This window comes from Leptolyngbya sp. GB1-A1 (assembly GCF_039962475.1).
In the GTDB taxonomy this organism is placed as follows: Bacteria; Cyanobacteriota; Cyanobacteriia; order Elainellales; family Elainellaceae; genus Leptolyngbya_A.
On sequence record NZ_JAMPLI010000067.1, the window covers coordinates 1 to 21,029 of the forward strand.

Below are 21,029 nucleotides of genomic sequence, written 5' to 3' on the forward strand. Positions count from 1 at the left end.
CTATCTCCGATTGAACTCTGTTGGTCGAAACTCAAGCAGTTTCTTCGCTCAAAAGCGGCTCGCACCGATCAAGCCCTCGACCAAGCGATGACGGAAGCAGTTCAGTTCATTACTGAAGATGACGCCATTGGTTGGTTCAATCACTGTGGTCTATTCACATGAAATTTGCTGTAAGAGTTTTTGGTTAAATGCACACCCGTTCTTGAGGGACTTCAAAAACTTGGAGTTTCCTCGAAGTTTTTATAGAGTTTTAATATTCGATCGCCGAACAAATTGCGAAACAGACTCCAGGACGAATCGCTATGAAAACTTACGACTGGCTGGTAGTGGGCAGTGGGCTGGCGGGTTCTGCGCTGGGATATGAGCTGGCGCGGGCAGGATATCGCGTTTTGATGCTAGAACAGTCTGCCACAGCCAGTTCTCCTACAACCCATAATGCGACCCAGTGCAGCTATGGCGGTATTGCTTACTGGTCGGGCACAACGCCCTTGATGCGCCAGCTTTGCCAGGAAGGACTTGAACTGCACCGCACCCTATCTGCCGAGCTAGACAGCGATACCGAATACCGCGAAGTAGATTTGCTGCTGACGATCGACCCCGATCGCGATCCGCAAGCTGTCGCCTCAGCCTACAGCAAAATGGATGTCGTCCCAACCCTGGTTGATTCTGTGATTGCCTGTGAGCTGGAGCCTCTGCTTAATCCTGATGCCATTGCCGCCGCGCTAGTTGTGAAGCATGGGCACGTTTCTCCAGAAGCAATCGTTCGGGCCTATCAGCAGGCGTTTCTGCGCTTGGGCGGCGAGATTTGCTATGAGCAGGTGACAGGATTCTGGCAATCTGAAGCTGATCTCTCCCGTTACCAGGGAGTTCAGACTGAGACAAGCCACTATGTTGGTGAGAATGTGGTGGTTTGTGCTGGAGGGTTGAGCCGATCGCTGTTTCGCAAAGCAGGTCTGGCAGTTCGCCTTTATGCCACGATCGCCGAACTCATCGAACTGCCGCCTGGAGAAGTACGCTTGCAGTCGCTTGTCATGCCTGCGGAGCTAAAGCGATTTGAGCTAGAGGCAGCTGCCGGAGCAGTAGACTCGCTTTGGAATGAACCCGATCAGGAAATTACCCCTGCCATTCTTGATGCTGGAATCGTGCAGTTTCGCGACGGGCGCATCCGCTTTGGACAAATCAGCCGCGTTCTCAGCAATCCCCTGACCCCAACCGAAGCGTTAGGTGGGGAACAGGCAATGCGATCGGCGATTGGTCGTCTGATGCCTGCATTGAAGGATCAGCCCGGACAATGGCGCAGTTGCCCGGTGGCATTTAGCTGCGATCGGCTTCCTCTAGTAGGTGCAGTTCCTGATCGAGCCGGAATTCATGTTTTTTCAGGCTTTGGCAATCCGTTTGCCATTCTGCCGCCCCTTGCCCGTCGCTTTGCCTACCACGCTGCCGGACAGCCCGATCCTCTGCTGCTTCAGCTTTCTCCAGCTCGATTTTAAATGTCGATCGCTTCTGGCGGACAGACTGTTTGAAAGAAGAGCCACTCATTCCCCAGCCCTTTCTCCCAGCCACCCTAAACAGGTGGGCAAAGGGAAGCAAGACAATAAATCGTCAGATCGTTAATGAGATCCAAAGTCCCTTGCCTCCAAACAGTAAACAGGCGGGAGAGGGATTTAGGGTGAGGGCAAGCATTTGTGCAGGAGCATTCATGCAGGAGACATGATGATCGCGATCGCACTCGCAACCAGGAATGAAACCAATTTTTAAAGCAGGTCTAAAGCAAGCCTAAAGCAGGTCTAAAGCAAGCCTAAAGCAGGTCTATTGATCCCTCTGAAGCAAACCGTGAATTTCCTGCTTCTGATTCAAAGACCGAAGCACAGATATTCGCTAAACTGGGTTTAAAGCTATTCTAAGTCCGTAGAGGATTTTGACACCCAAGGGCAGTTTGTATGTACCTCCTTTTGCAAGCCTTACAGACCTTTATCGGCATTTACACTGCTTTGCTGTTCATTCGGATTTTGCTGAGCTGGTTCCCCAATATTGACTGGTACAATCAGCCTTGGGCAATTCTGAGTCAACTCACCGACCCTTATCTCAATCTGTTTCGATCGATTATTCCCCCGCTCGGCGGCATGGACTTCTCACCGATTCTGGCACTGCTGCTGCTGCAAGTTCTGTCCTCACTCTTTACGCAGGCGGTTGCTGCCTCGCTTTAAGGGTTTAAGCCTGAATCACTACAACAAAGGGGGCATCTCAACCCCCTCTTTTTTATCGGCATTAACTTTTGTTGGTGTTGCTATCGCACGCCCAACACGAGTCATTTCACAGCAAACAAGTGTCTCTCAGCTAAATCTCTCAGTTAAATCATTCCTTCAGGTAGAGCAGTCCCCGTTAAATCTGCCCCTGACAAATTGGCTCCCCAAAGGTGAGTTTGTCGCAGGTCTGCCTGAGCAAGATTGGCATGGCTGAGATTGGCTCCGGTGAGATTTGCCCCTGACAAATTGGCTCGTTTCAAATCAGCATGGCTCAGATCAGCCTGGGTCAAATTGGCTTCGCACAGGGTTGCTTCATGCAGAATTGCGTTTTGAAAATTTACCTGCACTAGCAACGCTTGATATAAATTTGCGCCCGACAAATTCGATTGGTTTAAGTCCGAGCGCCAGAAACGGGCATCGCTCAAATTTGCCAAAGTGAGATTCGCATGGCTCAAGTTCGATCGAGTCAGCCGCGCTCGATACAGGGTTGCGCTGGAGAGGTCAGCACCCGACAAAACTGCCATGCTGAGGTTGGCTTCGCGTAGGTCAGCATTTTGCAGGGTGGCTCGATCGCAGATAGCTTCTCGTAAATCAGCTTGTCGTAGACGGGCTTTGGTGAGAATTGCCTGACTCAAATCAGCAGTATAAAGTCTGGCAGCAGTAAGATCTGCTTCAGTCAAATTTGCTCCTCGAAAATTGCCTAAACAGCAGTCTGCATGGGAAAGGTTGGCGTAGCTCAGATTTGTCTTCAACAACAGTGCCTCCCGCAGATTCGATCGCCGCAAATTTGCCATCGAAAGCGAAGCTGCCGAACCGTTAATCGATCTCAAATCGGCTCCATGCAGGTTAGCTTCGCGCAGGTCAGCTCCGACTAAGTTGGCTTCGCGCAGGTCAGCTTCTTCCAGGTTCGCAGTGTAGAAAATGGCTTCCTGAAGATCCGATCGCCTCAAGTCGGCTTGTCGCAGGTTTGCCATTGAGAAATCGGCAGCGTTCAGCACCACATCGCGTAAATTTGCCTGGTGCAAACTGACCTCGCGCAAATCCATCTGATGCAAACTGACCCGGCTGAGGTCAGGAAACGTTGCCGAATGTTGCCGTCGCCAGTGGTTCCAAACTGCAACTCCTTGCCTGAGCCGCATCAGATGCTCTTGATTTGCCATGAAGGTGTGTTTTTCCTGCATCCGCCGTCTGAAACTGCTGCGTGTTGCTTTGCAGATACCGCAAGGTTCGTTGCGCTTATGCCCTCGGCTAGTAAAGGACAAACTGAAGGTTTACTTCTGTCTTGTCCTTAATGTGCCCTGTCAGGAATTAGAAACTTGCACGATTGCCCTATAGGGGAACTGCTTTGCAACGCCTCTCGGCGCACCCTGAGCCATTGCTTTCCTCAATTCAGTTTTCCTCGTTGGTGCGCTGTTGTATCTCACTACAGCAACAAAAAAGGGACTCCCGACAGGAAGTACCCTAATTAACGTGATGACTCACATAATGAAGTTGGCTGTTATCCGGTTCTGTAGAATAGGTTCCCTATACAGCCAGAGCGCTCTGCCGCGATTAGAAGTTCATTTCAGCCGCCTGCACGCGCTCAATTTGCTTCTTCTTCAGCACCAGCATAATTTGTGACAGCGTGACGGCTGCCAGGAATGCTATCAATCCCTTGACGCGATTGGGGCTTTGAAGCACGATTTCTGCATCTTGTTGACCAAAGCCGCCCACGTTGGGGTTATTAGTCAGAGCCGATCCTGCAACCACCTGATCGCCCTCAGAGACCATGATCTGCGGACCTGCCGGAATCGTTTCCGTCACCGTGTTACCGTCTTCGGACTGGATGGCGATCGAGTAGCCGTTGTCGTCAGTTTTGGTGATTTGGGCGATCGTGCCTGCAACCGAAGCATTGAAGACATTGTTATTGCTCTTTTCGCCTGTAGGGTAAACCTGTCCGCGTCCACGATTGCCGCCCAAGTGAACCGAGTATTTACCAAAATGAACCGACTTATCCTGCGCCGGATCAGGAGAAAGCACCGGGAAAACAATTTCCTGATACTGATCGCCCGGCAGCGGACCCACCAGCACGACATTGTCCTGGATTTCGCTATAGGGCTGGAACAGATAGCCCGGACCGACTTCTTCCTTCATTTCTTCGGGAATTCGGTCTTCCGGCGCAATCTTGAATCCTTCGGGCAGCATCAGCACTGCACCCACGTTCAGTCCGCCTAGTTCGCCGTTGCCCTGCACCTGCTGCGCGCTGAGATCATAAGGAATTTTGACCACCGCTTTAAATACGGTGTCAGGCAGAACTGCCTGGGGCACTTCCACGTCCACAGGCTTCGCTGCCAGGTGGCAGTTGGCACACACGATACGTCCAGTCGCTTCACGGGGCGTTTCGTAGTTTTGCTGCGCCCAGAAAGGATAGGCAGCCGCCGCACGAGGAATGAGCAGATCGCTGCCAAAGAACAGAGTCAGGGTCGCTAGCAGTGCCAGAGAACCTTTCAGAATGGCTTGCTTGCCCTGAGAAAATCGCGTTGACCAGAAAGCTAATTTCATGAGTAACAGGGGTTGAATATCAGATTTGATCGAATTAAGGCCAGATTCCGTGCCCTATGACCACCAGGGTTTTTCGCCCGTGCGGAAGTCGGTTTCCGTCCACTGAGTAAAGACCACTTTGTCGTCTTCGTTCACGTCTGCATGAACAAGTGCCAGAGACAGCGGAGCCGGACCGCGGACGACTTTCCCTTCGTTGTTGTACTGCGAACCGTGGCAGGGGCAGATGAATTTGTTTTCGCTGGCATTCCAGGGAACTACGCAGCCCAGGTGTGTACAGACGGCGTTGAGTCCATAGCTGGCGATCGTCTCTGCATCTTCAACCACAATGTAAGTCGGGTCGCCTTTCAAGCCTTGTGCCAGAGCACGCTCTCTGGGCTTATGGGTTGCCAGAAAATTTTTAGCGGTGACATCGTTACCCAGCGCGTCTTTTGCGGTGACTCCTCCACCTGCACCACCGCTCGACACCGGGATAAAGTATTTGACCACCGGATAAAGTGCGCCCAGAGCTGTTCCGGTCACTGCACCGAAAGTCAGAAGGTTCATGAATTGTCGTCGCCCCATATCGGGGACATCGGGGGTTCCAGAGATTTGAGCCATGATTATTTCGATCGAGTTAAACGGTTAGCGAGTTGGTCAGGGGATGAATCAGCAGATTTGCGTTAAGTTCTGTATCTTTTCTGCGTTTTTTATAGCGGCACTCTCATCCCGCAGATACAGAAAGTAAGCTTATCTAATGACGGTGAGGCAAAGAAAAATGCTTGTGTTGCTGATTGTACAGCCAATCGATCGCAGCACTTTCGCACTCCCCTTGTATTTTACAACTTAACCTTACTTTGCTTAATGATAAGGTGAGCAAGATAGGAGAGATTCAGGGTTTAGACCTCTGCCGCCAGGGAGAAACCTTTGGGAGTGCGCGGAAGGCAGGCGAATTCAGTAAAATAACTTTGCCAGAGATCTATTCTTCTCACTCATACGACTGCTTCACTCATACGACTGCTTAGATCAACTGCTTACTTTTACTGCTCATCTATCGCTCACAAGATTTACGATGCGTTATTACACAATTCGATCGCCCTTTTTGCGGCTCAGCGCTCTCCCGCTCACCGTTGCCGGACTGGTCGCTTTTTCGCTGCCTGCGGGTTCAGTTACCCAGGAGTATCGCACCACGCCCCTCGGAGACAGACCTAGAGACTACGAAGTCTGTGTCAATGCCCTGTCTGGCTTGCAGCTTGCATCAACTGACGTGGCAGCCGCCTGCGCAGCCGCTTTGTTTCCCCGCTCGCTGGGTGAATGTGTGAGCCGAATTAATGGAGATACGACGATCACAGCAAATGATGCACTGTCAAATTGTCGGCGAGTGCGTCGCCCAAATGACCTGGCAACCTGCGTCATCAGTATCAGCGACGGCAGTAGTGGAGGCACCGTTTTAACCAATGTGTTGGACAACTGTCGCCGGAGTTTGCTGCCCGTTCGCTTCTCTAGCTGTGTCGTGGGGCTGCGGAGCGGGATTTCTGCCTTGTCTACCGATGAAGCGATGGTGAACTGCATTGCCTCCAGCGATCGTCCCCGCGACTTTTTGCCCAGCTTTATTCCCAGTGGTCAAGAAATTCCGCTTCCGGGCGCTGCGATCGATACAACAACAGGCACGGGCATCAACACAGGTACGGGGACAACCATCGACGCAGAGGTAGATACGACGGGAACGGGTACTGGAACAGTCACTGCTCCTCCTTCAATCCCTGCTCTTTATTAATGGGGTGGAGCAGGAATAGGGGTAGATACCGGAACGAATACTGGTGAGTCTGCTGGAGAGTCCTGCTCCGACTTCCTGAAAGTGTTGAAGAACGCGAAAAGGCATGAAAAAGCAGGTGAGATAAAGATGCTGGGTTGGCGCTGTATCCAACCTGCTTTTCAGATTTTGCAATTCCTTTGCTCTACTCGCCCGTCGTCACCCGCGAACAGTCACGATTTCGGTTACGAACCTGATTAATCGTGCGGCACTGTTCCCAGGCAATCTGGCGCACCAGGTTGGGCGGCAACTGTGCCTGTTTTGCTAACGCCTGCCGGAAAAGACGAATGCTTTCCTGTCCGTTACCCTGCTTTCTCAAAATTTGCGCTTTGAGGTAGAGCAGTTCGGGATTGTTGGGCGTTTGCTGAAGGGCAGCATCTACGGCGGCGAGAGCCTCAGCAGGCTTATCCAGATCTCGATAGGCGATCGCAATCCCCCGCTGAGCGAGATACTGAGGTGCAGCACGGGTTTGCAGTCGCTCGATTGCCTGCTCTGGATTGGCAAACGGCAGATTCACTGCCAGCATTAGATCCATATAGCCTTTGAGCAAATTGAGTTCTGGGTCGTTGGGATTAATCTCCTCTGCTTCGCCTAGATGCCGAAAGACCTGCTGAAGTCTTGTCAAAACCTGTGGCGTTGCCCGTACCGTGCCCTGAGTCGAGAGGCTGTGCGCCCCTTCCAGAAATAAACCTGTTGCAATATAGAGATTGCCCCGTAGGGGATCAGCCTGAACGAGCCGTTCTGCAGTTTCGCGGGTCAGTCGAGCGTTGTCGCCCATCACTTCCCAGTCCTGATCAATATAAGCAAGGGAAGCTTTCATCGCATAGGCAAGCGGCTCATTCGGTTCTGCGTTTTGCAAAAGCTGCGCTGCCTGCTGGTAGTTGCCTTGCTCAAACAGTGACCGGAAAGCGGCTTCTGTTCGATCGCCCACCTCATGCGGGTTTGCAGTACGGAAAGGATCTGCCTGAGCGGGACTAATCCAGCTTGTAAGCGTGAGCGTCAGTGTACCTGCGACTGCTGCTGTGACCTGCCGCCATCGGGAAGGTTTGGCTCGGAAGGAGAATGACATAGCGAATCACCGTAGGTCTAAACGTTAGTGAGGACTAAAGAGGACTAAGAAAAGAAAGGACGGAAAAGGTCAAATCACCCCGAATTGAAGCGTTTTCTCAAGCAGGAATTGGCAATCAGTGAGGCAAGCCACTGCCTAACCGCAGATCCGTCTACCTGGAAAATGTGATTTAGTTGTGATCTAAGGTACAAAATCGAGTGCCGCTTCTCAGAATTATGGTAACGCCCAAGCGTGAAGTCGGGGAGTAAAGGCAGGTAATTGCCTTGACGCGATCGATCGCGCTAGGTTCCGTGGTGCTTTTCCCTTCCGCTGCCTTCCTCGACTACTATGGAAACATGCTGCCGGGTTGAATCTGCCCCAGCCCTCATTCGTGTCGCGATCGTGAATGCTCTATCTTAAAGATTTAACCTATCATCCGGCAGCCACCCCTGCCCCGATTCTGAAATCTGTTCAGCTTGAACTGGCTCCGCAGCAGCTTGGGCTAATTGTCGGTCCGAGCGGATCGGGCAAAAGTACGCTGCTGGAAATTTTGGCGGGTCTGGCAAAGAAAACCTCTGGCAGCCTATTTTGGCGCGAGCAAGAGCTAACGCCGGATCAGCTTCAGCAGCTTGCCGGACTGGTGTTCCAGTTTCCCGAACGGCACTTTTGCGGACATACCATTCTGGAAGAACTGCGCCTCGGGCATCCGGAACTCGGCAAAGAGCGAATCGATCGCGCTTTAGAAGCCGTCAGGCTGGATCACATTTCGCTTCAGGCTTCACCTCGATCGCTAAGCGGTGGACAGCAAAGACGTCTTGCCCTTGCGGTGCAGCTTATTCGTCAGCCTGGGGTGCTGCTGCTGGATGAACCCACTGCGGGGCTGGACTGGTCAATGCGCCGTCAGCTTATTTCTTTGCTAGCAGAGCTAAAGCGCGAATGGAGTTTGCTCGTTGTTTCCCATGAACCGGGTGAAATTGCGGGCATCGCCGATTGCTGTTGGACACTGCAACACGGAGAACTAGCTGCGTCTGATCCAGAATCGCTGCTAGATAAGGAAACGGTTGTGCAGGGATGAGCCAGCAGGAATCCAGCATTGAAGCCCCTCACGAAACAGCGTTGCCAGAACTCGCTGAAGTATGGCAAAAGACAATCGGCTGGCAGCCCACCCCAGAACAGCAGCAGCAATTTCAGCAGCTTTACCGAGCGATTCTCACAGGCAATCGTCAGCTTAATCTGACCCGGATTACCGAGCCGCAAGAATTCTGGGAAAAGCACCTCTGGGACTCACTGCGCGGCATTCAACCCTGGATTTGTTCAACTGATTCTGATGCAAATGCTTTGAGGGCGATGCGAAGCAGTTCCCCCGTCACGGTAATCGACATTGGAACTGGAGCCGGATTTCCCGGTGTGCCTGCGGCGATCGTTTGTCCGCACTGGCAAATGACGCTACTCGACTCGACCCGCAAAAAAATTGCTTTTATTGACACGCTGCTCGCCCATCTGGAATTGCCGAACGCCAAAACCCTGGTCGCTCGGGTAGAAGCGATCGGACAACAGAGTAACTATCGCGATCGATACGATTTGGCTCTGATTCGGGCGGTTTCTGCTGCGTCGGTTTGTGCCGAGTATGCGCTGCCGCTCCTGAAGCAGGGAGGCACGGCGATACTTTATCGCGGACAGTGGACAGACGAAGAACAAACCGGCCTCGATCGCGCTTTAGCACCGCTGGGCGGTAAGCAGGTGTTTATTGATGCCTTCACGACTCCTTTTACTGGAAGCGTTCGCCACTGTATTCACATTCAGAAAGAGAAGCCAACTCCGATCGAGTTTCCGAGGGCGATCGGAGTGCCGACGCAGAAACCCTTAGGATAAGTTCAACGGCAGAGATTAGACTTTCACCGTACTCTCACTGGCTGTCTTTGGCAGCGAAGAGGAGGCATAGTTTTCATTGCGTGAGTTACGCCAGGAGCGTATTTCTCGCTTTACCTTCCTTATAAAGAGGTTGAGTCGTGTGTCTCGGACACCTGCCCAGGCAGTCTGATCAAGGTAATGTTCAAATAAAGGAATTGCAGGATGATTGCAGGCCAAATGCCACGGCTTAGAGATGGCATAGTGAACAATCAAAGGATCATCGAGAACGGACTGATAAGTTTCTGGATCATCAAAAGGGCTTTCTTTCCAGTCAGAAAACTCATAGATTTGCGGCATTTGATTCCAGCGCGGATCAAGCTCGCCCCATTGCCCTTCTAAAACTGCATTGAGAGCATCCTGATCAGGATCGTGAATCGTCGCTCGATTCTGTTCAATAAATTCAAGCGCCTTCGCCCCAATGCGATCTTCCCGCCATTTCTGAAGATTAATTACTAACAATCCACTGTTGAAGTATAAAGAATCAGGATTTAATCCCAGTTCCTTATAGTTACTCAAACCTGGAACGAGCGAGAATAAATGGGGGTATCCATTCCGGATTGCCAAGACAGGTTTGTCTCCCAGCTCAACCTGCCACAGCTCTTCTAGCGGCCCCAGAACAACCATGTCGCTGTCTAGATAAATTACTTTTTCGAATTCTTTTGGTAAAACCTCTGTGACCAAGAGACGGTAATAAGCAGCAACAGTGAGATACCGTAGTTCCGGCAGGTTTTTATACTGATTCCGATCAATCTGAATCCACTGTATTTCTAATTGATTCGATCGAAGAGAGGATTCAATTTTTCGTTTCGTTGCTTTTTTAATGCCGCCATCCATAATGAAGAGTAGGATTTTCGTTGCTTTGCTTGCCAAATTAGACAGTACTGAGTAGATCGTCACTGTCAGGGGCATTGCGTAAATTTCATCGGCTGAGCAAACGACAACGATCGGCTGAGCATCAGGAATATGAGATTGCATGAAACTGAATCTGTTCAACGGTTTATGTTTTCTTATGTCTTCTGTCGTAGCTTCTACTTATCACTTCTCTAGTCTCCTGAGGAGTAGTTGAAGCCTTATCAACATAAGTTTGTTTAGTTAGTTCTAACTCTATCTTCTATAAACAACCCTGATTTACCGGATTTTAATATCAATTAAAGCACTATCTTACTCACAATATTTAAGATGGCTTGGAACTAAACTTCAATAGATAACTTTATGCAGTGTCTCCAGTTGAAAACTGGTTCTGTCGCAATCACTTACCGTAATAAAAATCTGTAAGGGCAGCTCGTGAACTGCCCCTACCAATCTGTAACTCTGCTTCGAGAACTGACTTAGCTTCCGCGACACTTAGAGCATTAGACGTTCAAACTAATTTCCATATGCCACGCAACGCCTTGTCAATCCAGCATTAAACTGCAACGGCTTCTTTCACTGGAGCAAAGTAGGCATCTTGCTCTGCTCGCAGCTTGTCGCACAGACGACCTTCTGGCAGTTCCACATCGTCGTAGGTCAACGCTTGGTCTTTGGGGATATCTCGCTTCAAACGGCATCCTTCTGCTAAGCCGATCGGCAGGAGCCGCTGCTTCTGCGTGATTTCAGCGGTTTCGCATTCGCCGTAGGTCATGTAATAGCCCAAACCATCAAGCGTTTCGCCTGCCTTCAGGTCAATCTTGGCAGTGGTGATTACATCGACCTTCGGACCGGCGATCGGAGCCATGACTGCATCCTTAAACAGGACCACGCGGGCAACCGACAGCGGAACTTCAAAGTGGCAGAGGTGATAGGGCGTGTAGAAGCTGTACAGCGGACCTTCGCCCAGCTTGTAAAGGTTCAGGTAGTGCTGCTGCTTGAGGTCATCGTGGGTTGCGAACACAAACACACCCGGACCCGGACGAACCCCAACCACATAATCCACAATGCCGCCCAGCTCTTTTAATTGGTCGACGTCATACATTTTGGTGCAGTCGTCGATATGTCCGGTGTACTTGAGGTTGAATCGCTCAACCAGTTCGTCCTTGTGACGATTGAAGTCATAGCCATACATCCCGCGCTTGGCGACAGTCATGCCAGTTGCATTCGCCACGATCGCCTGCTCAAAGGAAATCTTCGTTCCATCGGCAAAGCTCGTCACCATGTGCGCTTTTTGTCCCCACTGCTTGGCAAAGCCTTCCTGCGTGGTGGGGTTGCGGTAGGGGTCTTGCAGACCTTTGATATTGCCGCAGAGCAGTGGGGTGAGTCCGATGCTCTTGACAAACCGATAAAGGTTCATCTGCACACCGGGCTGATCGCCGTCGCAGGCAGAAAGAATCACGCCCGCTTTATCGGCATATACCTTCAGAATGGGTCCGATCGTGCCGTCCAGCTCAGCGTTCATCAGAATAACGTGCTTTTTGTGAGCAAATGCTTCCAGCACCACATGAGCACCAAACTCGATCGCGCCCGTGACTTCCACAATCGCATCGATGCCTTCGGCACGGCAGAGCAACAAGGCATCGTCGGTAACGGCATATTTGCCCTGGGCAATCGTAGCTTCTAGATCGGCAACGGTATTGACCACCCGTGCATCTTCAATACCTACTTCGGTGTAAGCCCGCTTTGCACCATCCAGGCTGCGGTTGGAAATCGCAACCAGTTCCATTCCCGGAACAGAATTCACAATTTGATTCGCAATCCCACGCCCCATGAAGCCTGCGCCAACCATCGCAACACGAACAGGATTTCCAGCTTCAGCGCGTGCTTGCAAAGCAGTATCAACAATAAACATTCAAAAACTCCCTATAAATCTAAAACAAAACGTTTTACTTGACCTTTATTCCAGGCCCCTGTTGAGGTAGCCAATCATCAATTTCTGGTTAGGCTCTTGGTTGAACCATGCGGGGGAATGCGGGTTTGAGGACACTTGATCGCTCTTTGGAAAACAGGGCAGGCAATAAGTCATTCGCGAGAAGGCTCTTGATGTAGCCAATCTTGAATCCCATCCCCCAGCACCAAAGCGCAAAGCCACCCCTGCCACGCCGGATATTAAACGTACTCATTAAATACAGTTTGATGCCACTTACTAAGTAGGAAGACATCGAAACCAATTCTTTGAGTAGGGTGTACCACCCAAACGAACGGTCGCTGTAGCGCAATAGCAGCGGTACATGATCCCATCCCCAGTTCTGCGCCTGTCGGTACATGGCTGCATAACTATGACGCAGGCGATAGTGAACAACAGCATCTGGAGCGAAGTGTAAGGGAAATCTTGCAAGCTGAATTCTCCAGCAATAGTCAGCATCCCATGCAGTAGAGACTTCCAAATTAAAATCTCCAACTGCTTCGTACACCGAACGCTTCATTCCCAGATTACAGCCGAAGGAGAACGGGAGATGGGGAGGATGCGGAATGTCGCTGTCCATTAACCCTTCTGACTGATACCACTTGCCGTAATTACAGGCTGCAACGAGCCAGGGTTCATTTAACCTCGTGTATTCTAATGGTCCCGCAACACTGTCATAAAGACAGAGTGCTTCCGCCATTGCCGCTAACCAACTGGGAGAGACTTCATCATCTGCTTCACAGAAGCAAAATGCGTCTCCTGAAGCTGCTTTTACGCCTGTATTGTAGGAATGCGCTACGCCAAGCCGGGGTTTTGAAAAATCGTGAGCCTGAACAATTTTTAGATCAGGAAGACGATCGCGATACTGCTCAACAATTTTCATGGAATCATCCGTTGAGCCATTGTTCACCACAACTAGCTCCCACTCGCCACCCCATTGCTGGTTTACCAGTGCTTCTAACTGAACTGCGATCGTTGCAGCACCGTTATAACACGGGAGAATAACACTAATCTTCATGAAACATCCTAGAGAAATCAGAAAATTGTCAGTTCGTACAGATGCGATCGCCCCTCATCCTCTTGCTTAGACGGGTGTAGCAGGAACAAAAGACCCTGACTTACACCCATCTGGCTCAAAGAAATTAACCCTAAACGGGAACTGGTTCAAACAGTGCCCAGTTTGCATCTTTCTCCGAAATGACCGTTACAGGCATGGGCCACTGAATCCCAAAGGTAGGATCGTTGTACCGAAGTCCCCGCTCATAGCCGGGAGTGTAGAACTCGCCCACTTGATAAGTCACTTCAGCCCCATCGGTGAGTGCCTGATAGCCGTGAGCAAACATCTCTGGAACATATAGCGCACGATGGTTTTCTTCCGTGAGTTCCACGCCGATGTGCTGCATATAGGTCGGCGAATCGGGGCGCATATCAATAATCACGTCATAGATTGCGCCCTTCGTGCAGCGAACCAGCTTCGTTTCACAGGCAGGAGCAACCTGATAATGCATACCGCGCAGGGTTCCCGCCTTGTAGTTGTAAGACAGGTTGCACTGAGCAACGGTCGGCTTTAGCCCGTGAGCTTCAAACTCTTGTGCACAGAAAGTCCGGGCAAAAGCACCGCGATTGTCTTCGCGCAGTTCCAGGTCAATGATGAATGCGCCTTTTAGCTTTGTTTCGGTAAAAATCATTACTTGCTCCAGAAGAAATCTTTGTCAATTTGCTGAGTGCGAATCAGGTATTCCAACTGCTTCAGACGAGTAAACCCTCTCGACTCGAAGATTTCTTGAGTCATGTCGATTTGGCTGAACACGTCAAAAAGCTGCTGTGCGCCGCGCTGGGCATTCCACTCACACTTAAAGCCAGGAAGCTGGGTGTTGATTTTCTCGAAGGATACCCGATAGCTGCGGTTGTCTGAACCGTTGTTGCCAAAGCTGACGGCGCAGCCCTTAAAGACATCTGCAACAATTTCGGCAATCTCTCTTACCTGGTAGTTATTGGCGGTATCGCCCACGTTGAAGATTTGATTGTGAACAATGTCGCGGGGGGCTTCCAGCGTGCAGATCAGAGCCTTAGCAATATCTAGCGCGTGAACCAGAGGACGCCAGGGTGTGCCGTCGCTGGTCATTTTAATTTCTTTGGTCGTCCAGGCAAGACCCGACAGGTTGTTCAACACAATATCGAAGCGCATCCGGGGGGAAGCCCCAAAGGCGGTCGCATTTCGCATGAAGGTGGGTGAGAAGTCGTCGTCTGCCATCTTGGTGACATCGCGCTCGACCATCGCTTTACACTCAGCATAGGCGGTCTGAGGATTCACAGGCGTTTCTTCCGTTACGTCTCCTGCGCTAGCAACGCCATACACGCTGCAAGAAGACATATACACAAACCGCCGCACTCCGGCTTGCTTGGCTAACTCTGCCAGACGTACTGACCCTTTGTGGTTAATCTCGTAGGTAATGTGGGGTGCGAGTTGTCCGGTGGGGTCGTTTGATAGTTCAGCCATGTGAACGATCGCATCAACACCTTGCAGGTCTTCGACCGTGATGTGGCGAATGTCCTTGTTCAGCGTTTTTGCCGTGAGGGAAGTGCCGTTGTAAAGCCAGCCGACCTTGTAGTAACCCGTGTCAACTGCAATCACTTCGTGTCCCCGCTCCATCAACAAGGGAGCAAAGAGAGAACCGAGGTAGCCTTCTGTGCCAGTAACGAAAACTTTCATGATGTTAGTGCTTGTAGTGCAAAAGAGTACAAAATGAGGCGAACAACCTGAAGGATGAACTACAGGGCAACCGTTGTCCGCTCGGGGGCAGGAATTTGCGCGGCGACCGCTTTACCAATCTCGAGCGAGGAGGTTGCTGCCGGAGAAGGCGCATTGCAAACATGGATCGATCGATCGCCCGGAATAATCAGAAAATCATCGACCAGTTTGCCGTCATCCATTAATGCCTGTGCCCGGACGCCTGCATGGGTGGGGATGACATCGTCCATCTGCACATCGGGGATGAGACGCTGCAAACTGTGAACAAATGCCGCTTTGCTGAACGATCGCACGATTTCTTTAAAGCCTTCGTCATAGTGCTTAGCTGCCAGCTTCCAGAAACCGGGGAAGGCCATGACTTCCGCAAAATCGCGCAGGTCAAAATCGGTCTTTTTGTAACCTTCGCGCTTCAGGCTTAAAACGGCGTTGGGTCCAGCGTGGACGGTTCCGTCAATCATGCGCGTGAAGTGAACCCCTAAGAACGGAAAATCAGGATTGGGAACCGGATAAATCAAGCCCTTGACCAGATATCGCTTTTCGGGGGTCAGTTCGTAATATTCACCGCGAAAGGGAACGATTTTCGCTTGTGGATCAACGCCGCCCAGTTTGGCAACGCGATCGCTCTGCAACCCAGCACAGTTCACCACAAACCGCGCCGAGAAATCGCCCTGATTCGTCTCAACAACCTGTCCCTGTGCTGTACTTTTGATTTTGAGAACACGGGTATTGAGGCGAAGATCGCCGCCCTGCTGCTCAATCAATTCGGCATATTTTTGGGCAACTTTCTTATAGTCAGCAATGCCCGTTGAGTGAACCCGAATGCCTGCTAAGCAATTAACATAGGGTTCGTATTCCTTGACCTGTTCAGCAGCAATGCGAGCCACCGGAATTCCGTTTTGCAAGCCTCGCTGATACAGGTTTTCCAGCAGGGGCAATTCCTTCTCTTCGGTTGCAACAATGACCTTGCCACAAACCTCGTGGGGGATATTATGCTCCTGGCAAAAATTCACCATTGATTCACAGCCATCGCGACAAAATTTCGCTTTAAAGCTGCCTGGTTTGTAATAAACCCCAGAATGAATTACTCCGCTGTTATTACCCGTTTGGTGAAATGCCCACTGGCTTTCTTTTTCGAGGAGCAAGATTTTGCAGTCTGGATATCGTTTTCCCAGTGCCATCCCCACGGATAGCCCAACGATTCCGCCCCCGATAATCGCAAAGTCGTACATAGCTTCTCTCTAAACAAATCAGCAACAGATATAATGAACTGTTCTTTTTTCGTCCCAATCCTGATCCCATTGACTACCAGACTTTCCAGGGAGCTTTGCCGCTCTGCCACAGACCTTCCAGATAGTTTTTATCGCGGAGAGTATCCATGGGTTGCCAAAAGCCCTCATGCCGGAAAGCAGACAGTTCACTATCCTGGGCAATTTTGCTGAGCGGCTCGTGTTCCCACATCACAGAATCGTCAGTGATGTAGTCGATCGTCTCTGGCTCCAGCACAAAGTAGCCGCCGTTAATCCAGGCTCCGTCTCCGGTTGGCTTTTCATGAAACTGCTCGATCTTGGTTTGTCCTTGTCCCAAAGAGAGTGCGCCAAATCGTCCGGGGGGCTGCACCGCCGTCAGGGTCGCCAGGGTTTTTTGAGCCTTGTGGAATGCGACGAGTTCGGTAATATTGACATTGCCGACGCCATCTCCGTAGGTGAAGCAAAATGTGTCGTTACCGACGTGTTCCCGAACGCGCTTTAGGCGTCCGCCCGTCATCGTATTTTCTCCGGTGTCAACCAGCGTGACGCGCCAGGGTTCTGCATTTCCAGCATGAATGTTCATCTGGTTGTAACGCATATCGAAGGTGACATCCGACATCCGCAAAAAGTAATTTGCGAAGAACTCTTTGATCACAAAACCTTTGTAACCACAGCAAATAATGAAATCATTGATGCCGTGAGCGGAATACACCTTCATAATGTGCCAGAGAATGGGTTGTCCCCCAATCTCCACCATTGGTTTAGGTTTGATTGCTGTTTCTTCACTCAGACGAGTTCCTAAACCACCAGCTAGAATGACTGCTTTCATGCACCTACCTCTTGCGTTAGAAGGGATTTACTTTTATAGCCAAGTTCGCTGCTTCCAAGAAGACTCAATTTAACTCTAGAAGCATGCCTGAAGTTAAATTTGTTGAATCAACTTTTGAACCAACTTGTTGAACTCAAACTTTAATCTTGCTCACGTTAGGTTTGCTCGCTTTAAGTTCGCTGAGCATCGCTCTTAAACTATCTAAGATATCTGAACGGGTAACGGAGTGTTGAAATGGATGCAGCTTGAATAGCGCGACCTATCGTGAGAACATGCTTGCTTTGAGAAAAACGAACTAGAACAGAGTACCCAGCAATTTTTAGATGAATGGAACCAATGACAATCAAACTAAGACTTAGAAATAAAGCCTGAGATAGAGCCTTTGAATCCGTAGAATTGCTGTAATTTAACCTGATACGAGATTAACAAGAAGCTAGAAACGACGCTGTAAAGACAGAGTAAATTAACCGATCAGCTCTATGAAAACTGGATGAAAGCTTTTGATATCTGTGGAAACCTACGTACATTGAAAAACTGCCCTATGGTTAGAGCAGCATTGATTACAGAGATTAATCAGGTTTTTTTAGCGCTAGAACGAGATGATTAAATAGCCTTCCTGAAACTTTGCCCCGGATACAGGCCTACCGCTTAACTGCTGCGGCAGAAAAATATTGCGACGCTGATCGCCCGCTTCGATCGTGACTTCAGGACCATACTGAGTTAGCTTCACCTGTTTTTTATCAAAGCCGGGCAGAAACAGATAAACTTTGCGCTCTGCGGTATCAATCCGAATCGGACGCGGAGCCTGAGTCGCCTGAGTAAAATCAGGTAAAGCTGACATAATGGGCTGCCAATCTCCCTGCTTGATAGGAATCGATCGCATACTCAGCGGAGCAAAGGTGCTTTCCAGAGTTTCCGTTGTCTGTGCCTGGTTGAGCAGCACTCCGCCGATCGTCAGCCCTACCTGCTGGGCACTTCCCCAAAGATACTGCGCGGTTGCCACTGCACCAGGATCGGTGCCCGTGACTAGATAGGCAATCACCCGATTGGGGTCGGCAACGGCAGATCTGCCCTCTTCCAGTAAGTTATTCACCTGAGCAGCGGCAGGCTGGGAAAAAATATCGCCGCTCGACCAGTTGACATTGAGAACTGCGCTGGCGATCGGCTGCACAAAGGGCGAAATCGTCTTGCCCAGATCAGAATCAGCAAACACCTGACGAAATCGACGAACATACCAGCTCAAGATCTCCGGCATTCCCAACATTCGCAGGGTTGCAGAATCGCCACTGCCGTCGTACACGATGACATCGTAGCTGCCGCTGTTTTCATATTCGCGAATCGCATTCAACGCCAGGGCACTGTCCATGCCGGGAAGCACACCTAACTCCTGCCCGTAAACCGCTTTGAAGAAAGGTGATCGCAAATACTGAGCTTCGAGCTTTTTCAGTTCTTCCCAGCTTCGTTCGAGCAGCACAGTCGAATACAGCTTGACTGCCTGCAAATTGGCAGCAATGGGTTGCGGATCAGCCGTTAATGCGGTTTCGAGCAGAAGATCGATCGCCGGAGTTGGGTCTTGTGCTGCAAACAAAACACGCTTTCCCTGAGCGGCGAGCTGCTTTGCGGCTGCAACTGCGATCGTGCTACGCCCTGTCCCGCCTTTGCCCAAAAATGTCAGAATCAACGCCATTGCCAGAAATGCCTAACGATAGAGGACTGCTCGTATGAGCAAATCAACCCACAGCAAACCTATTGCCAAAAATTAGCAACCGTAGACTGTGAATCCAGAACAGATGACTTCGAATGATAAGTAAACCTAATATCATCATTGCAGCCAGTTTACCTGATCCTGAAGCAGAATTTGCTTGGCGGTTGCCGCCTAGTAGCAGTCGCCCTGTAGCAAAGGTTTCCTTGCTGATGTAATGCGCCAATGTAAAGCGAGCTGATGTAAGCCGATTACCTAGAGGGAAGACTGCTTTGCATCGCCTGAAGCCTGCTGTTTTGGATACTGTCTTGCTCGTTGCAGATTGATTCAGGTTATCGTAACAGTGAATCTTTTGGACTGCCCTCGTACTGATGGAGGATTCAGTTTGTCCTGGCTCATCGAGGGCATTCCTTGCATTGGTTAAAGACGTTCTGAGTCAGCGGCTAGTTGGTTGACTCTAGCTCGTCTTCAAAAAACCAGGTCGTGAACCCGTTGTCAAACTTCACAATGACACCAATCCCGCTGCCATCTGTCATCTTGAATCCGTTGATTACACCTGTCTTACCCAAGCAATCGACCACCGCTTTCGGAGAACGATCGCGCAACCGACGCACGCGCACTTTTTGACCGATTTCCATCGCCACTCTCAAGAATACGAACAATACGCTTAAACAAACATGAATTAGTGTATCAGTGTCTTGACTGCGATTATCAAAAGTTAGCCGAAAGCTGCATTTGTGCCTAGACAGGCTATCAAGCTATTCTGATAACCGGGTTAGCGAGTTTTGCGACTGAGTGATTTCAGCGGGCTGAAGGTTGAGTGAGGACAGATGGTGATATTGAGCAGAGGTCTGGTTAAACTGCCAATTGTTTGCGTTGATTCATCCTGTTGATTCACACTCAAGCTGAATTGCTTACAGCAGCGATCAAAATTGGAAGGGGGGTAGGAGAACTATGCTGGCAAAACGGATTTTGCCCTGTCTTGATGTCAAAGCAGGAAGAGTCGTTAAGGGGGTTAACTTTGTTAATTTGCGGGATGCGGGTGACCCCGTGGAGTTGGCGCAGATTTACAATCAGGCAGGGGCAGACGAACTAGTTTTTCTGGATATCACGGCAACCCATGAAGACCGTGACATTATTTACGACGTGGTTTATCGCACCGCAGAGCAGGTATTTATCCCGCTAACAGTCGGCGGCGGCATTCAATCCTTAGAAACTATTAAAAAATTGTTACGAGCCGGGGCAGATAAAGTGAGCCTTAACTCAGCCGCCGTTCGTGACCCTGATTTAATTGATCGAGCCAGCGATCGGTTTGGCAATCAATGCATTGTGATCGCGATCGATGCCCGCAGACGGGAAGATCCGGCAAATCCAGGGTGGGATGTCTATGTCCGAGGCGGGCGGGAAAATGCGGGCAAGGATGCCGTGACTTGGGCAAAAGAGGTCGAGCAGCGCGGAGCCGGAGAACTGCTGCTAACCAGCATGGACGCAGATGGAACCCAAGCAGGCTATGACCTGGAGCTAACTCGCACGATCGCCGCTAATGTGCAGATTCCGGTGATTGCTTCGGGCGGCGCGGGCAACTGTCAACACATTTATGAAGCGTTAACCGAAGGTCAAGCAGAGGCAGCCTTACTGGCTTCACTACTGCACTATGGGCACCTTACCGTTGCTGAAATTAAGTCTTATCTTACTGAGAAGAGCATTTTAGTGCGTCAGTAGGGAAATGAACTGACCGATTAGAGGAGGTTTGAAGAGTGTTCGAGGTGCTAGCTTGCTCCTAAATTCGCCATGAACAGGGACTTTGAGAATCCTAAGGGGACTAGGTTCCCTAATTGCAGGGTTTGGGAGCGGTTTAGACGACAACTACAACCCTGAATTAAGCTTTGAAGCTGCTCTTTCCCATACAACATCCCAGTCATCCTCCCAGCCATTCTGCTGCACCCGATCGTTCATGACCCTGCTGTTGCCCTATTTCATCTCACGTCGCTTTCCCTGTTTAGCTTTCCTCATTTAGATAGATTACGAGGATGAGACTAGTAGTTCACCAAATAAACTTTGCCTAGTTAGCATGCTTTAATTTAGGATAGAGATGCCCTAACCGAATGCGCGCACCTGCACTGGAAAATCTCCAATTGACCCTGGCTTT

At 50.4% G+C, this 21,029-nt stretch carries 19 protein-coding genes; 6 read left to right on the plus strand and 13 right to left on the minus strand.

Annotation, left to right across the window (positions count from 1 at the left end):
- Positions 1-302 precede the first annotated feature (302 nt).
- Positions 303-1,490: an FAD-binding oxidoreductase gene (locus tag NDI45_RS27955; RefSeq protein ID WP_348249709.1), complete on the plus strand. Its 1,188-nt coding sequence runs from the start codon at positions 303-305 to the stop codon at positions 1,488-1,490.
- 450 nt (positions 1,491-1,940) lie between these two features.
- On the plus strand, positions 1,941-2,207 hold the full coding sequence (locus tag NDI45_RS27960) for a YggT family protein (protein WP_190793559.1): 267 nt from the start codon (positions 1,941-1,943) through the stop codon (positions 2,205-2,207).
- Between the two features lie 143 nt (positions 2,208-2,350).
- Here the strand turns inward: NDI45_RS27960 and NDI45_RS27965 are convergent, their stop codons facing one another.
- The 3 genes from NDI45_RS27965 to petC form a co-directional block, all read right to left on the minus strand.
- Positions 2,351-3,406 carry a pentapeptide repeat-containing protein gene (locus tag NDI45_RS27965; RefSeq protein WP_348249710.1) on the minus strand — a complete coding sequence of 352 codons (1,056 nt, stop codon included), beginning with the start codon at positions 3,404-3,406 and terminating at the stop codon, positions 2,351-2,353.
- 391 nt (positions 3,407-3,797) lie between these two features.
- Positions 3,798-4,787, minus strand: coding sequence for a cytochrome f (petA, locus tag NDI45_RS27970; protein ID WP_348249711.1), 990 nt, complete (start codon positions 4,785-4,787; stop codon positions 3,798-3,800).
- A 54-nt stretch (positions 4,788-4,841) separates the two neighbouring features.
- Positions 4,842-5,384 carry a cytochrome b6-f complex iron-sulfur subunit gene (gene petC / locus NDI45_RS27975; protein ID WP_348249712.1) on the minus strand — a complete coding sequence of 181 codons (543 nt, stop codon included), beginning with the start codon at positions 5,382-5,384 and terminating at the stop codon, positions 4,842-4,844.
- A gap of 451 nt (positions 5,385-5,835) precedes the next feature.
- Between petC and NDI45_RS27980 the strand changes: the two genes are divergently transcribed.
- Complete coding sequence (locus NDI45_RS27980) at positions 5,836-6,540, plus strand: hypothetical protein (protein WP_348249713.1); 705 nt, start codon at positions 5,836-5,838, stop codon at positions 6,538-6,540.
- Between the two features lie 181 nt (positions 6,541-6,721).
- On the opposite strand, the gene NDI45_RS27985 is transcribed toward NDI45_RS27980, so the two are convergent.
- Positions 6,722-7,645, minus strand: a complete 924-nt coding sequence (locus tag NDI45_RS27985; protein WP_190793564.1) for a Sll0314/Alr1548 family TPR repeat-containing protein — start codon at positions 7,643-7,645, stop codon at positions 6,722-6,724.
- A gap of 385 nt (positions 7,646-8,030) precedes the next feature.
- Here NDI45_RS27985 and NDI45_RS27990 point away from each other — a divergent pair, with 385 nt between their 5' ends.
- Positions 8,031-8,699 carry an ABC transporter ATP-binding protein gene (locus NDI45_RS27990; protein WP_190793565.1) on the plus strand — a complete coding sequence of 223 codons (669 nt, stop codon included), beginning with the start codon at positions 8,031-8,033 and terminating at the stop codon, positions 8,697-8,699.
- Complete coding sequence (rsmG, locus tag NDI45_RS27995) at positions 8,696-9,496, plus strand: 16S rRNA (guanine(527)-N(7))-methyltransferase RsmG (protein WP_190793566.1); 801 nt, start codon at positions 8,696-8,698, stop codon at positions 9,494-9,496. Before NDI45_RS27990 ends, rsmG begins: the two co-directional genes overlap by 4 nt.
- Positions 9,497-9,511: 15 nt before the next feature.
- Here rsmG and NDI45_RS28000 read toward each other — a convergent pair whose 3' ends face one another.
- The 9 genes from NDI45_RS28000 to NDI45_RS28040 form a co-directional block, all read right to left on the minus strand.
- Positions 9,512-10,510: a glycosyltransferase family 8 protein gene (locus NDI45_RS28000; protein ID WP_277879250.1), complete on the minus strand. Its 999-nt coding sequence runs from the start codon at positions 10,508-10,510 to the stop codon at positions 9,512-9,514.
- Positions 10,511-10,940: 430 nt separating this feature from the next.
- On the minus strand, positions 10,941-12,296 hold the full coding sequence (locus tag NDI45_RS28005) for a Gfo/Idh/MocA family oxidoreductase (protein WP_190793568.1): 1,356 nt from the start codon (positions 12,294-12,296) through the stop codon (positions 10,941-10,943).
- Between the two features lie 88 nt (positions 12,297-12,384).
- Positions 12,385-13,368 carry a glycosyltransferase gene (locus tag NDI45_RS28010; RefSeq protein WP_348249714.1) on the minus strand — a complete coding sequence of 328 codons (984 nt, stop codon included), beginning with the start codon at positions 13,366-13,368 and terminating at the stop codon, positions 12,385-12,387.
- A gap of 130 nt (positions 13,369-13,498) precedes the next feature.
- Positions 13,499-14,038, minus strand: a complete 540-nt coding sequence (gene rfbC / locus NDI45_RS28015) for a dTDP-4-dehydrorhamnose 3,5-epimerase (protein WP_190793570.1) — start codon at positions 14,036-14,038, stop codon at positions 13,499-13,501.
- A complete protein-coding gene (locus NDI45_RS28020) occupies positions 14,038-15,063 on the minus strand; it encodes an SDR family oxidoreductase (RefSeq protein ID WP_348249715.1) in 1,026 nt (341 codons plus the stop codon). The genes rfbC and NDI45_RS28020 overlap by 1 nt, the downstream gene beginning before the upstream one ends.
- A 59-nt stretch (positions 15,064-15,122) precedes the next feature.
- Positions 15,123-16,331: an L-2-hydroxyglutarate oxidase gene (gene lhgO, locus NDI45_RS28025; RefSeq protein WP_348249716.1), complete on the minus strand. Its 1,209-nt coding sequence runs from the start codon at positions 16,329-16,331 to the stop codon at positions 15,123-15,125.
- A gap of 73 nt (positions 16,332-16,404) precedes the next feature.
- A complete protein-coding gene (gene rfbF, locus NDI45_RS28030; protein WP_190789919.1) occupies positions 16,405-17,178 on the minus strand; it encodes a glucose-1-phosphate cytidylyltransferase in 774 nt (257 codons plus the stop codon).
- A 589-nt stretch (positions 17,179-17,767) separates the two neighbouring features.
- Positions 17,768-18,865 carry an ArsA family ATPase gene (locus tag NDI45_RS28035; protein WP_348249717.1) on the minus strand — a complete coding sequence of 366 codons (1,098 nt, stop codon included), beginning with the start codon at positions 18,863-18,865 and terminating at the stop codon, positions 17,768-17,770.
- Between the two features lie 458 nt (positions 18,866-19,323).
- Entirely contained in the window at positions 19,324-19,518 is a 195-nt protein-coding gene (locus tag NDI45_RS28040; RefSeq protein ID WP_190789921.1) for a DUF2862 domain-containing protein, read from the minus strand.
- 316 nt (positions 19,519-19,834) lie between these two features.
- Between NDI45_RS28040 and hisF the strand changes: the two genes are divergently transcribed.
- Positions 19,835-20,602, plus strand: a complete 768-nt coding sequence (hisF, locus tag NDI45_RS28045; protein WP_348249718.1) for an imidazole glycerol phosphate synthase subunit HisF — start codon at positions 19,835-19,837, stop codon at positions 20,600-20,602.
- The last annotated feature ends 427 nt before the right edge of the window (positions 20,603-21,029 follow it).

Bases quoted from the DNA above. Each gene is read 5' to 3' on its own strand.
- NDI45_RS27955 (WP_348249709.1), top strand. From the start codon at position 303: ATGAAAACTTACGACTGGCTGGTAGTGGGCAGTGGGCTGGCGGGTTCT.
- NDI45_RS27960 (WP_190793559.1), top strand. From the start codon at position 1,941: ATGTACCTCCTTTTGCAAGCCTTACAGACCTTTATCGGCATTTACACT.
- NDI45_RS27965 (WP_348249710.1), bottom strand. From the start codon at position 3,406: ATGGCAAATCAAGAGCATCTGATGCGGCTCAGGCAAGGAGTTGCAGTT.
- petA (WP_348249711.1), bottom strand. From the start codon at position 4,787: ATGAAATTAGCTTTCTGGTCAACGCGATTTTCTCAGGGCAAGCAAGCC.
- petC (WP_348249712.1), bottom strand. From the start codon at position 5,384: ATGGCTCAAATCTCTGGAACCCCCGATGTCCCCGATATGGGGCGACGA.
- NDI45_RS27980 (WP_348249713.1), top strand. From the start codon at position 5,836: ATGCGTTATTACACAATTCGATCGCCCTTTTTGCGGCTCAGCGCTCTC.
- NDI45_RS27985 (WP_190793564.1), bottom strand. From the start codon at position 7,645: ATGTCATTCTCCTTCCGAGCCAAACCTTCCCGATGGCGGCAGGTCACA.
- NDI45_RS27990 (WP_190793565.1), top strand. From the start codon at position 8,031: ATGCTCTATCTTAAAGATTTAACCTATCATCCGGCAGCCACCCCTGCC.
- rsmG (WP_190793566.1), top strand. From the start codon at position 8,696: ATGAGCCAGCAGGAATCCAGCATTGAAGCCCCTCACGAAACAGCGTTG.
- NDI45_RS28000 (WP_277879250.1), bottom strand. From the start codon at position 10,510: ATGCAATCTCATATTCCTGATGCTCAGCCGATCGTTGTCGTTTGCTCA.
- NDI45_RS28005 (WP_190793568.1), bottom strand. From the start codon at position 12,296: ATGTTTATTGTTGATACTGCTTTGCAAGCACGCGCTGAAGCTGGAAAT.
- NDI45_RS28010 (WP_348249714.1), bottom strand. From the start codon at position 13,368: ATGAAGATTAGTGTTATTCTCCCGTGTTATAACGGTGCTGCAACGATC.
- rfbC (WP_190793570.1), bottom strand. From the start codon at position 14,038: ATGATTTTTACCGAAACAAAGCTAAAAGGCGCATTCATCATTGACCTG.
- NDI45_RS28020 (WP_348249715.1), bottom strand. From the start codon at position 15,063: ATGAAAGTTTTCGTTACTGGCACAGAAGGCTACCTCGGTTCTCTCTTT.
- lhgO (WP_348249716.1), bottom strand. From the start codon at position 16,331: ATGTACGACTTTGCGATTATCGGGGGCGGAATCGTTGGGCTATCCGTG.
- rfbF (WP_190789919.1), bottom strand. From the start codon at position 17,178: ATGAAAGCAGTCATTCTAGCTGGTGGTTTAGGAACTCGTCTGAGTGAA.
- NDI45_RS28035 (WP_348249717.1), bottom strand. From the start codon at position 18,865: ATGGCGTTGATTCTGACATTTTTGGGCAAAGGCGGGACAGGGCGTAGC.
- NDI45_RS28040 (WP_190789921.1), bottom strand. From the start codon at position 19,518: ATGGAAATCGGTCAAAAAGTGCGCGTGCGTCGGTTGCGCGATCGTTCT.
- hisF (WP_348249718.1), top strand. From the start codon at position 19,835: ATGCTGGCAAAACGGATTTTGCCCTGTCTTGATGTCAAAGCAGGAAGA.